The sequence below is a fragment of the Spirosoma radiotolerans genome (genome assembly GCF_000974425.1).
Lineage (GTDB): Bacteria > Bacteroidota > Bacteroidia > Cytophagales > Spirosomataceae > Spirosoma > Spirosoma radiotolerans.
Genome location: NZ_CP010429.1, coordinates 6,946,906 through 6,960,176, shown reverse-complemented (window position 1 = coordinate 6,960,176; position 13,271 = coordinate 6,946,906). Strand labels below are relative to the sequence as shown.

The window sequence follows — 13,271 nt, the reverse complement described above, 5'->3', positions numbered from 1 at the left end:
CTGGTCACGGTTGCATGAAGTTATGCTCGAGTACGATAACATTCGGACCAGTGCCTTTATACGTACCGGGTAGTCGAGGCAACTTGCCACCAACTCCAATGTTACCATCAAGTAACAAGTTATTTATAGATCTACCTCTTACTTCAGTTTACGTTAAACGGTATACGTCCAAAAAATTTGAAAAATAAATTAGTTGGAATAGGGGTACGTCTGCTTTTTTTTTGTCTTACTACCAGAAAGTGAAAAAATACATGTCTGACTCTACGCCATGGGCTTTACTTGCAAAATATTTATCCGGTGAATGTAGTCAGGATGAGCGGCTTCAAGTTGAGCAATGGCTGGAAATTCCTGAAAACTTTACGCTTTTTCAATCGATTGAAGCTGCCTGGAGAAAAGTTACCCCACTTAGGGAAGCTGAACGGTTTTCCCTGGAAGAAGGACAAAATCGGCTTCTGGCCAAGTTGGAGGAGTCCCGCGTAACCCATGCTAAACCTAACGAATTTACCCTCAAACCGATTTATAAATGGGTCATGGCTGCCAGTGTTTCAGCATTACTACTGGTTTCCGTCTTTTGGAAAAACCAATCAGGCCTTTCGGTAAACAGAGAATCGTATCGGCCTATACAGCAAATTAGTCAGGCTGGTCAACGCAAGCAAGTCCGGCTGCCGGATGGATCATTGGTATGGTTGAATGAAAACAGTAGCCTTGTGTTTCCGGAAACATTCGCCGTTGATCAGCGCACAGTTACTCTAACAGGAGAAGGTTTTTTTGAGGTAGTACCCAATAAGAAGAAGCCTTTTATTGTACAGAGCGCGGGGCTGGCAACACGCGTTCTGGGGACATCATTTAATGTCAAAACGTATGCCGACAAATCCGTTGCTACCGTTTCGGTTGCTACCGGCAAAGTGGAAGTAAGTAAGGCAAAAGGAAGCAGTTGGGAAAAAATAGCTCAATTAATTCCACAACAACGGGTTGTAGTTAACCGGGAAAATAACCAAACGTATATAGATACCGTTAGCTTGTCGTCCATTGCTGCCTGGCGAATGAACAGCCTGAATTTTCGGAACAGTACAATGGGTAATATTATTCAGACACTTGAGAGTCATTACAACATTACGATTGAATTGGAAAATGAAGCCTTGAAGCAGTGCAAAATTATGGCCAGTTTCGAGCCTCGAGCCAGCCTGAAAGAGGTATTGTCGTTGCTTAGTCTGTCCGCATCATTCCAATATAAAATAGAGGGGAGCCTGGTGAAGATTTATGGCGGAGCCTGCCAGTAAATAAGTACTACATGTTAAAGTTGCTTTTAATGTAAAAAACTGATTTTCAGTTTTTAAGGGATGTCTTTGTCTATACGCTGAGATACACACACTTTTCTTAACCTTTGATCCTTATGTTATGCCATCAGCACATCTACTCCTGCTAACCGATTTGTTTATACGTTATCGACGGCGAGTTCCGCTGTTCATGGGGATAATTTTAGGGTTAATGAACCCAACTAGAGCTTCAGGCCACGTGATCTATCAAACCATCGATGAGTACAAGATTTCATTGACCTTAAAAGAGGCTAGCCTACAGGAGGCTTTTATTGCCATTGAAAAGAAAAGTCCTTTCAAGTTTATTGCTAGTGTCGATCGACTGAATAACCAGAAAAAAATTTCCTTATTGATCGAAAAAACCCCCGTAAAGGAAGTCCTGAACATGATTTTAAAAGGGACTGAATTAGTCTTTACGCAGGTTAAAACAAACATTATCATCACGGCGAAAAGCGCCAGCACGGTTTCCCAGAAAGCGATCCATCTGTCGGTTGTCCAGCCAGAACGGGCTGTCAAAGAAATCGATGGTACGGTTAAAGATGATAAGGGCACCCCACTGCCCGGCGTTAATGTGCTGATAAAAGGGAACAGCCGGGGCACATCGACAAATGCAGACGGACGCTATTCCATCACGGTAGACGACGAAAACACCACGCTCGTTTTCTCCTACATCGGCTACCGGAGCCTGGAAGTGGTTGTTCGGGATCGCTCGGTCATCGATGTGACCATGAGCGAAGAGGTCACCCAGATTGGGGAAGTCATTGTAACGGCGCTGGGACTGGAAAAAGATACGCGAAGCATCACCTATGCGACTCAAAATATTACCGCTCAGGAACTTAACAGCGTCAAGGATCCAAACCTGATCAATACGCTGGCGGGAAAAACGGCCGGAGTAGTAATCACCAAAGGCAGCGGAGGCCCCGGCTCATCGGCCCGGGTGCTGCTGCGGGGCAATAAATCCATTACGGGTAATAACCAGCCGCTGTATGTGATCGATGGCATCCCGATGAACAATGCCATGGGTTCGCAGGGCACGACCTTGTTTGGGGCTACGGACGGTGGGGATGCCATCTCGAACCTGAACCCGGAAGATATCGAGAGCATGCAGATTTTGAAAGGCGCTTCTGCAGCTGCCCTCTATGGTAGTCAGGCGGCCAACGGAGTAATTCTGATCAGCACCAAAAAAGGCAAAAAAGGAACCGCTAAAATTGATTTTTCTTCCACCGCTACCTTTGAAAACCCAATCGGTCTGCCGCAGACACAAACCAGCTACGGCCAAACCTCACCCGGTGTTAACGACAGCTGGGGAGCCAAAATTACCAATGGCAGCAATCGCCATATCCCGGATTTCTTTCGAACCGGCACCAATTACCTGAACAGCATTTCGGTTTCGAATGGCACGGATGTCAGCCAGTTTTACATCTCTTACGCCAATACAAAGTCGGGCGGCATTGTCCCGAAAAATGACCTGACCCGCCACAATATCAACCTGCGGGGAACGACGCATCTGCTGAACAACAAGCTGACGCTGGACGGCTCCGTCAATTACATCGAGCAGAAGGTCTATAACCGGCCGCAGTCTGGTTTTTACTACAGTCCCATCTTCAGTTTGTATTTGTTTCCCAGCGGGGATGACATGAGTAAGTACAGCGGGGCAAACTTTGAAGTCTGGAATAAGGACCGGATGATGTACGTTCAAAACTGGCCCTACATTCGGAATGAAGCCAGTTCTAACCAAAATCCGTACTGGATTCAGAACCGCAACCAGAGTGATCTGTTCAGAAATCGGACGATCTATTCCTTTACCGCAAAATATGCCATCCGAGACTGGCTCACCCTACAGGGCCGGGCTACCTACGATAAGGTGACAGATACGTACGAACAACGGATTTACGCGTCAACCGATCCGGTGCTGGCGCATGCCAACGGTGGCTACACCAAAAGTATCACCAATAATGATCAGCTCTATTCCGACGTGCTGCTAACCGGAACCAGAAACCTAAACAAGAATCTCTTTCTGTCTGCGACGGTAGGGTTCAGCAACACGCAGAATAGCTTAACCAGCATAAGCCTGGGCAGTACGTCCCAGACCGGGCTTTCGTATCCTAATTATTTCTCCATCTATGGCCTACAGGGGTTGTTTAATTCTACCGAAAGCGAGCAGAATCGGCTGAGTCAGGCCCTGTTTGGCACGGCCACCCTGGGGTATAAAGAAACGCTGTTTCTGGATCTGACCGCCCGAAACGAATGGTCTTCAACCGTCAGACAAGCCTTCTTTTATCCGTCGGTGGGCTTATCGTACGATTTAACGGAAACAGTTAAATCAACCAATGTACTATCATTCGCCAAACTACGGGCTTCGTACGCCGAAGTCGGGAACGCACTGCCGTTTGGAGTGGCGAATCTGACACCGCCGTATTCGCTGGGAAACGACGAAAACGTCAATGCCAGGGGGACGCTACCCTACTTTAGCGGCACGGATACGACCCGGTTAAAACCCGAACGGACCCGCTCCTTCGAATTCGGAACGGAACTGAAACTGTTCAAAAATCGACTGAATGTTAACCTGACGTATTACAACGCAACGACCTACGACCAGGTATTTCAAATTGCAGCCCCGGCGGGTTCGGGGGCGGCTAACTTCTGGATTAACGGCGGCACCATTCGGAATATGGGGGTGGAAGCCGTAGTCGGGTATAATGCCGAAATTGGCGGGCTCCGCTGGTCCCCAACAATTAATTTCTCCCGGAACATCAACCAGATTCGCGAACTGAGCACGCTCCTGAACGCCGAACGGTTCGTGCTGACCGATGCGGGCAATACACGGCTGGTGTCGCTTTTCCTGACCCGGCCCAAAGATGGTCATTACGGCTCCTACGGGGATTTGTTTGGCCGCACGTTCCAATACAATGAAGACGGATCGCAGAAAGTCGATAGCCAGGGGCTCCCTGTACTATCGGCCCAGCCAGATCAGTACGTGGGCAATGCGAACCCTAAATTTTTACTGGGTTTCAACAACCGGTTTGCTTACAAAAACCTTTCGCTGTCTTTCCTGATCGACAGCCGATTTGGGGGTAAGGTCGCTTCGATTACTGAGCAATGGCTGGATTTTAAAGGCTTATCGAAGCGGACCGGTGATGCCCGCGACAACGGTGGAGTCATGGTGAACGGCAAGCTCGTCGACGCCAAATTGTATTACTCGTACATATCAGGAAAAGGTGACCGGTCGGCTGCCGCCGAAAAGTACATGTTCGACGCAACAAACGTGCGGTTGCGGGAACTGGCCCTGGGCTATACGCTGCCGAAGTTCAGCAAAGCCATTAAAGACCTCAATCTTTCCCTGGTGGCCCGTAATCTGTTCTTTTTCTACAAAAATGCGCCATTTGATCCGGAGGTCAGCATCACCTCCGCCAATGGGTTGCAGGGTATAGAAGGCTTTAACATACCGGCCACGCGCTCATACGGTGTTACGCTTCGGGCTTCTTTCTAAACACGACAAATCTATCTTGGAATCATGAAATCGATAGCAACGAATTCTATACGCCATAAATTGATCCTGGGGGTAGGCTTGCTGGTCTGGGTGGCCTCCGCCTGCACCGACTACATGGAAACCCTGAATCAGGATAATAAACTGATTACGGATAAGCAGCTTGAAGCGGATGCCAATGAAGGCGGAATTTTGTTGCCGCTGATGCAGAACCGAATTGTGGCGACGGTCACGGGAACCTACCAGCTACAGCAAAATCTGAATGCGGACGTGTATTCGGGTATGCTGATGACGCCCACTCCTTTTCTGGACAACAAAAATAACACGACCTATTCGTTGGTCGATGGCTGGAATGGTACGGTCTGGAGCGGCCCCGCCGTAGGGGTACTGGATCAATGGTTACAGATGAAGAAGAAGGGGTTTGATACCAAATATCCGGATTTGTACGCCATTGCCCTTATGCTTAAAGTAGCGGCTGCGCACCGCATGGTGGATGTGCTGGGACCACTGCCATATACCAAATACGGCAACAGCAGCGAAGTTGCCTTCGATTCTGAAGAAGAAGCGTACAACGCTTTCTTCGCTGAACTCGATCAGGCCATTAACACCCTGACGGCCGCCGAAGATGCCAACCCAACGGCGGATTTGATTCGCTTTGCCAAATTTGATAAAACCAGCTACGCGGGTGATTATAAACAGTGGGTAAAAATGGCTAACACGCTACGTCTGCGACTGGCTGTCCGGATTGCCAAGGTAAGTCCGGCTAAAGCCAAGACGGAGGCCGAAGCCGCTGTTAATCATAAATGGGGTGTGCTGGCTGACGGGGATAAATCCTTTCAGGTCATTCCGACCAACACCCACCCCCTGGAGCAGATCACGTACTCCTGGTCGGATATCCGGCTGGCCGCACCGGTTGAAACGTACCTGACCGGCTTTAAAGATCCTCGCCTGCCGTATTATGCCGTCGGCGCTAAAGATGGCGCCGTGGCCGGCCAGATCAAAGGCATTCGAGCAGGCGTCGTGATTCCGGAGAAAGGCCGCTACCAAGGCTACTCCGAGCTGCTGTTTACCAAAACGACGCCGATCAAAATTATGGACGTTGCCGAAAGTTACTTCCTGCGGGCCGAGGGCGTCCTGCGCGGCTGGAACATGGGCGGTGGTTCCGCTAAAGATTTCTATGAAAACGGGATTCGGCTTTCCTTCAAAACGCTGGGCGTTGCGGGTGTGGATACGTACCTGAATAGCGTGAGTACGCAAACGGCTTATGTAGATCCGAAAAACGCCGACAATAACTCACCCGCGTTAACAAATATCACGGTGAAATGGGAAGATGGTGTCAGCCTGGAACGGCAGCTCGAACGGATCATTACCCAGAAATGGATTGCTATTTGGCCCGAAGGCGTGGAAGGCTGGTCGGAGTTTCGCCGAACCGGGTATCCAAAGCTCTATCCGATCAAAGTCAACAATAGCGGTGGTGCGATTCCGGATGGCGAATTCATCAAACGGCTGGTGTATCCCACCATCATCACCAACGCCAGTAAAGCCGCCGTCGATGACGCGGTAAAAAAACACCTGGATAATAAAGATAGTCCCTTTACGCCGATCTGGTGGGATATCGATTAGCGGGTACGGGCATACCTGTCTCTCTGGCTGCCCCCTCTTCCATGCAAGTAACTGATTAGTAGTATATGCGTAGTCGAATAATTGTTCCTTTTTTAGTGCTGGGCAGCCTGGGCGCGTTTGCGCTAAGTTCGTTTACCACGGGTACGTCCCCAAAGCCAGAAGCCGCCACAACGGCGACCGATACGCTGAGTCGGTGGAAAGCGCCAGCCTGGGCCGACACGTTAAAAAGCCCATTTCCGTATGAACCCCTGACCATTCAGCAGGGCGAAGAACTGTACAATTTATACTGTGCTTCCTGTCATGGTGAAACGGGTTATGGTGACGGGGCAGCGGGCAGATCGCTGGGCGCTACACCGGCCAATTTCCACAGCAATCCGGTAAAAAGCCAGAGCGACGGTGTTCTGTTCTGGAAACTCTCGACGGGTCGGGGCAACATGCCCGCTTTTAAAGAAGCTTTTGGCGACGAACAACGCTGGCAGTTGGTTGCCTATCTCCGAAAATTAGCCAATTCCAATTAGTCTTTTTCAATATGAAACTCTCAACGCTGTTTCTGCTAAAAGCCAGTCTGCTTAACCTGGCGCTCGTCAGTTCCGGACTGGTTATGGCTCAGACCTCCCCAGGGCAATCGACCCAGCCGCCGGTTGCCCTGCGCCCGGATATTCAAGTCGAACATTACATGAAGGTCGTCCCCGAAGCCGTACGGCTGATCCGGAATCCCGTCACTGGTGCTGTCTACTACACGACGTTTACCGGCGAGGTGTACCAGATTGTGGAGTCGCCGGGGCAGGCCCCTACTTCTCAGAAAGTTTTCTCCGCCGAAGACCATGGCATCACCCGATTGCAGGGCGCTGCTTTTTTAAAGAATACTTTGTTTCTAGCCGGCAACATTAGCGTGAACAACAACAAAGGCACCAAAGGCCGGATGGTTCGCTATGACATGCAGACGACGGGAAAGCCGGAGATGACGGAAGTGTTTAACACGGTGGAATACGGCACCAACAAAACAACCTTTGATCACGGTTGGAATGCACTGGAAATCAGCCCGAATCAGAAATATGTGTATGTGAACACGGGCGCCCGCACCGATCATGGGGAAGTCCAGGATAATGGGGGTGTCTACCCAAACGCGCGCGACAACGCGCTGACGGCCCGGATTTTTCGGTTCCCGGTGAAAGCCAAAAACCTGCTATTGACGAATGATGAAGCTAAGCTCAAAGCCGATGGCTACATCTACGCTGAGGGTATCCGGAACGCTTACGACATGGCATTTGACGCCGACGGTAAGCTGTTCGCAGTGTCTAACTCCGGCGATTATGACCACCCCGAAGATATGTTCTGGGTACGGCAGGGGCGTCATTACGGCTTTCCCTGGATCATGGGCGGCATTGAGAATCCACAGCAGGACCCCAACTGGCAGCCAAATCCCGATAATGATCCGTTTATGAGCAAGTTTGCCCATGCCTGGCTGATGCGCTATTTCCGGAATGACCCCGAATTTCCCAAGAAACCACAGGGAGTCTCGTTTACACCCTCCGTACAAAACCTGGGTCCCGACGCTAATGAATACCGCGACCGGGCAACCGGCAAGGTGATGGATGGCGACTCAACGGGCGTTACCGTTGGAACCTTCAACGCGCACAGCTCCCCGCTAGGCTTGCTTTTCGACACCCACAACGAGCTGGGGAGCGATCTCCAGGGCGATGGTTTTGTGATACGGTACGCAGGGGGCGGTAAAAACGGCGCCAACAATCCAAACCCACTGCGCAAGCAAGGTAAAGACCTGTTGCATCTGCACATGCTCTACGACAAAGCCACTGATAACTATAAAGTCAAGACGACCCGGATTGTCAACGGCTTTACCAGCCCCAGCGATGCGCTACAAATAGGCAATACGGTTTATGTAATCGAATATGGCGGCAAAGCTGGCGGAGACATATGGAAAATTACGCTACCCGCCAACGACAAACTTGCCCGGCGGAAAGATAAAAAGCAGAAGGTTTAACGGAATTACAAAAGCTCCGCCCCGCCACTCAATTATAGCCGGGCACCAAACAAACTCTTATCGATGAAGCGACTTATTTTCTTTGTTTTTACCTTACTCAGCGAACTGGCACTGGCTCAGGACTACGCTGTCGTGATTAAAGGCGGTCACGTTATTGACCCCAAAAACGGCATCGACGCTATCATGGATGTCGCCATTGCCGATGGTAAGATTGCGAAAGTCGCTAAAACCATTGATGCCCAGGGCGCCCGGCAGGTGGTCAACGCCAAAGGACTTTACGTAACACCCGGATTGATCGACCTGCACGCCCACGTGTTTTTCGGCACCAACCTGGATCAGACCTACAGCAATGGACCCAACGCCCTGCCTCCCGATGTGTTCACATTTCGCAACGGGGTGACGACCGTCGTGGATGCGGGCTGCTCGGGCTGGCGCGATTTTGAAACGTTTAAAAAGCAAACCATCGACATTTCTCAGACACGGGTGCTAGCCTTGTTAAATATTGTCGGTAGTGGCATGCGGGGCGGCAAGTTTGAACAGAACATCGAGGATATGGATTCTGAGAAAACGGCTGAGATGGCCAAACGCTACCCCGACCAGGTAGTGGGCGTTAAGCTGGCCCACTTCAACGGGTACGACTGGACACCAACCGACCGGGCGGTAGCAGCGGGTAAGCTGGCCGATGTGCCCGTTATGATTGACTTTGGGGGCAGCAAACCGACCTTGTCCATCGAAGAACTGTATCTGAAACACCTGCGTCCGGGTGATATTTACACCCACTGCTTCGGACAACTGGGAAGCCGGGAGCCGATTGTCGATGTGGCAACCAAACAAGTTAAGCCGTTTGTGTGGGAAGCCCAGAAAAAAGGAATCATCTTCGACGTAGGCTACGGCGGCATCAGCTTTGCCTTCTCGCAGGCCATTCCGGCCTTAAAAAGCCACTTTTACCCCAACACGATCAGCACGGATATTCACACGGGCAGCATGAACAACGCCATGAAAGATATGCTGAACGTCATGTCGAAATTTATGGCAATGGGGATGGATTTGCCGAGTGTAATCAAAGCCAGTACCTGGTCTTCAGCGCAAGCCATCAAACGTCCTCAACTAGGCCATTTGACCGAAGGGGCGGTGGCTGATGTCGCTATCCTGAATCTGGAAAATGGTCGTTTTTTGGCTCGTGACGTTACACCTTTTGGCTTTTTCGATTATACCGGCTATAAAGTGGAAGGCAAACAAAAGCTTAGTTGCGAGATGACCATCCGGAATGGAAAAATTGTCTATGACCTCAACGGTATTGCCAACCCAGTTGTCGTCACCCAGCGTCCACGCTCCTAGGCTGCTTTTAGTGCTGCGTTCGACAGCCCGCGCGCCCACTATTGCAACTAATACAACAAAACCACAGCCTCTATCTCAAGCGCTTCTGTAGTGCACACACGATATGGTTTTTCACCAGCTAGTTTCATTCCGGCTCGTCATATTTTGCTTAGTACTAATTGTTGACACCCACGCCCAAGACGCAGGTCAGCTCGTTGTCAGAAAGACCACTGATTTTAGCCTAACAAGTAACGGGTCAGCCAGCAATTGGGCCAAAACGGAGTGGGTGCCTATAACCGTACAGGAATCGTCGGGTACCGCCTTGGCCACGCGGGCTAAACTTTTGTACTCTGATACAGGGGTCTATTTTTTATTTTTCTGTGAAGATCAGAAACTCACTGCTACGCTCACCGAAGATTTCGCATCCTTGTTTAAAGAAGACGTTGTGGAAGTGTTTCTCTGGCCTGATCAATCAGTCCCTATTTATCTCGAATATGAGATTTCGCCCCTGAACTATGAACTGGCGATTCTGGTACCTAACTTGAACGGAAAATTTCAGGGCTGGCGACCCTGGCATTATCAGGGCGCCCAGCGGACAAGGCACGAAACCAGTGTGCAGGGGGGCGAGAAAAAAAGCCTGTCGGCCATTAAAAGCTGGATGGCCGAGTTTTTCATTCCCTACCGCCTGCTCCAACCGCTTGTTCAGACGCCACCCAAACCGGGTAGCCAATGGCGGGCGAATTTGTACCGAATTGATTATGATCAAGGATACACAACCTGGACCTGGCAAAAGACAACGCCCCGGACAGCTGGTAATTTTCACGAATTTAAAAAGTATGGCACCTTGATTTTCGAGTAATCTGGTCCGCCAGCTATCCGTTAACATCTTTATTTGTAACCCTTCAAATTTTATATTACGTATGCAAACGCAGCGCCGTTCACTCCTCAAACGATTATTTGCTTCCGCTGCCGGCGTAGCCGGTTTGGGCCTTACCATGACAAAAGCTGCCAGTCAGCAGGAGCCAGCCCCTGTGGCCGAAAAAGAAGCCTACAACGTAGTCAACCACCAGGACGTACCTCTTTTTTCGGGATCCACTAAACTTGGCAATCTAGTGTTTGTCGCTGGTAAAGGGTACCATAAAGAAGGCGATATTAAAATTCACACGGACGAGGTGCTCAAGGAGCTGGAAAAAGAACTCATCAAGGCCGGTTCATCTATGGAAAAAGTGCTGAAAGTAACGGTATTTCTGCACGACCTGAACGACTACAAAGCCATGAACGAGGTCTATAAAGGACGATTCGGCAGCAAGCCGCCCGTACGGACTACGGTAGCCGTGTATGGGGGCGTTCCCGGCGATTCACTGGTCGAAATGGATTGCATTGCCTACATCTAACCACTCTTTCCTACTGATTAATGAACCGAAGACCAATGGCCTCGTCTATCCGGGTGTGGATAGTTGCAGCCGCCTTATTGACCGTTACCGTAGCAAATCGATCCGTTGAGGATGAGCTTTTCAAAGCCCGCGTATTTACATCCGTGAACAGTTTCACCTCGGGGGTAGAAGGCCCCGCCGTTGATAAGGCGGGGATGCTTTATGCGGTTAATTTCGAGCGTCAGGGCACCATCGGCCAAATTACACCCGACGGACAGGCCAGTTTATTCGTCACCCTGCCGGAAGGCAGTATCGGTAACGGAATTCGGTTTAACCAACAAGGTGACATGTTTATCGCCGATTACCCCAAACACAACATTTTGCGGGTAGCCAACGGGGCAAAGCAAGTGACTATTTTCGCCAGCGAGCCCCGTATGAACCAGCCAAATGATATTGCCATCGATAACAAAGACCGCCTGTATGCCAGCGACCCAAACTGGAAAGCGAATACCGGTAATCTCTGGCGAATCGATCCGGATGGGAAGGTAACGTTACTGGAAGAGAATATGGGCACAAGCAACGGGGTTGAGGTGAGTCCCGACAGCAAAATCCTGTACGTGAACGAGTCGGTGCAGCGCAAAGTTTGGGCGTATGAGTTGTCTCCCGCTGGAACCATTCGGAATAAACGGCTGCTGATTGAATTCGGGGATTTTGGTATGGACGGCATGCGTTGCGACATAGCGGGCAATCTGTACATTGCCCGTCATGGCAAAGGTACGGTCGTAAAGGTTTCACCTGCTGGCAAAATTTTGCAGGAAATCGTGCTGACGGGTAAAAAACCGTCCAACATTACGTTCGGTGGCAAAGACAACCGTACGGCCTACGTAACCCTTCAGGACCAGGGCAATCTCGAAACGTTTCGCATTGATACGCCCGGCCGTCGCTAATAGGCATATTGCTCATAAACCCGTTGATGGTGACAATAAAAGCTAAACTCTATTGGGGCCTTGTGGCACTCACACTGCTGGTGGCGCTGGGTATGACAGCCACTGGTCATCTGGATCGGGCGGGGCCGCTACTTATCTTATTCTTTCTGAGTATTGCGCTGGCTTTCCGGACCAGCGACGCCCTGAAAGGGTTTGCCTACACGGTCATGATTTTTGCGGCTGTCACGACGGCGCTATATTACCCAGCCTATTTCGTTGACCTAAACGGATTCAAATTCAGCAGGCTGATTACCCCACTGATTCAATTAATCATGTTCGGAATGGGTACGTCGATGAGCGCGGAGGATTTTGTTGGGGTGATCAAAATGCCGAAAGGGGTGCTTATTGGCGTAGGTAGCCACTTCATCATCATGCCCACCATTGGCTTTACCATTGCGAGCCTGAGCGGTTTCCCACCCGAGATTGCGGCTGGTATTATTCTCATTGGTTGCTCCCCCAACGGGATGGCCTCCAATGTGATTTCGTATTTAGCCAAAGCCAACCTGGCCCTTTCTATTACCATAACGGCCATTTCGACCATGCTGGCCCCATTTCTGACACCTCTGCTGATGAAGCTTTTCGCCGGGGCACTCGTGGACATTAACGTACTGGATATGATGTGGGATATTTTCAAAATGGTGATCTTTCCGATTGGAGCCGGATTACTATTTAACCGGTTCCTGAGCGGGAAAGCCAAATGGCTTGATGAGGCCATGCCCCTGGTGTCGATGATCGGAATTGGCTTTATCATTACGATCATTACAGCCGCCGGACAGAACAAGTTACTAACTATCGGTCCTTCGTTGATTGGGCTGGTGCTGCTGCATAATCTGTTCGGCTATTTTCTGGGCTACTGGTCAGGCCGTTTGTTTCGCATGAACGAACGCGACTGCCGCACCATTGCCATTGAGGTGGGCATGCAAAATGGTGGGCTTGCCTCGGGACTGGCCAACCAGATGGGTAAAGTCGCGACAGTTGGTCTGGCACCGGCCGTCTTTGGGCCATTGATGAACATCACAGGTTCGATCCTGGCATCCTGGTGGCACCGGCATCCTCCCAAAGAGAACATGCCTGAATCAGAGCGAATTCTGGTTGATAATGTAGAGCGTGAATTACCATACCATGACAAATAAGACATTAGTGCGGTTCGCTGACTTCAGAGTCAGA

Annotated in this window: 10 protein-coding genes; all 10 read left to right on the top strand. The window is 50.3% G+C overall.

The features are described from left to right. The first annotated feature begins 251 nt into the window (after positions 1-251). The 10 genes from SD10_RS28315 to SD10_RS28270 all read left to right on the top strand — a co-directional run bounded on the left by SD10_RS28315 (position 252) and on the right by SD10_RS28270 (position 13,237). Positions 252-1,280: a FecR family protein gene (locus SD10_RS28315; protein WP_046578791.1), complete on the top strand. Its 1,029-nt coding sequence runs from the start codon at positions 252-254 to the stop codon at positions 1,278-1,280. 208 nt (positions 1,281-1,488) lie between these two features. Further along, positions 1,489-4,806, top strand: coding sequence for a SusC/RagA family TonB-linked outer membrane protein (locus tag SD10_RS28310; RefSeq protein WP_046578790.1), 3,318 nt, complete (start codon positions 1,489-1,491; stop codon positions 4,804-4,806). Positions 4,807-4,830: 24 nt separating this feature from the next. Beyond that, positions 4,831-6,426 (top strand): SusD/RagB family nutrient-binding outer membrane lipoprotein, encoded by a 1,596-nt coding sequence (locus tag SD10_RS28305; RefSeq protein WP_052731316.1) that lies wholly within the window; start codon positions 4,831-4,833, stop codon positions 6,424-6,426. Between the two features lie 65 nt (positions 6,427-6,491). Further along, complete coding sequence (locus tag SD10_RS28300; RefSeq protein WP_082111711.1) at positions 6,492-6,944, top strand: c-type cytochrome; 453 nt, start codon at positions 6,492-6,494, stop codon at positions 6,942-6,944. 11 nt (positions 6,945-6,955) lie between these two features. Next, positions 6,956-8,428 (top strand): PQQ-dependent sugar dehydrogenase, encoded by a 1,473-nt coding sequence (locus tag SD10_RS28295; protein WP_227699091.1) that lies wholly within the window; start codon positions 6,956-6,958, stop codon positions 8,426-8,428. 63 nt (positions 8,429-8,491) lie between these two features. Then, on the top strand, positions 8,492-9,766 hold the full coding sequence (locus SD10_RS28290; protein WP_046578788.1) for an amidohydrolase/deacetylase family metallohydrolase: 1,275 nt from the start codon (positions 8,492-8,494) through the stop codon (positions 9,764-9,766). Positions 9,767-10,031: 265 nt separating this feature from the next. After that, a complete protein-coding gene (locus SD10_RS28285; protein WP_262507345.1) occupies positions 10,032-10,604 on the top strand; it encodes a carbohydrate-binding family 9-like protein in 573 nt (190 codons plus the stop codon). Between the two features lie 61 nt (positions 10,605-10,665). Next, a complete protein-coding gene (locus SD10_RS28280) occupies positions 10,666-11,139 on the top strand; it encodes a RidA family protein (protein ID WP_046578784.1) in 474 nt (157 codons plus the stop codon). A gap of 20 nt (positions 11,140-11,159) precedes the next feature. Continuing rightward, positions 11,160-12,065, top strand: coding sequence for an SMP-30/gluconolactonase/LRE family protein (locus SD10_RS28275; protein WP_227699090.1), 906 nt, complete (start codon positions 11,160-11,162; stop codon positions 12,063-12,065). 26 nt (positions 12,066-12,091) lie between these two features. Beyond that, positions 12,092-13,237: a bile acid:sodium symporter family protein gene (locus SD10_RS28270; RefSeq protein ID WP_148562526.1), complete on the top strand. Its 1,146-nt coding sequence runs from the start codon at positions 12,092-12,094 to the stop codon at positions 13,235-13,237. Positions 13,238-13,271: the final 34 nt, after the last annotated feature.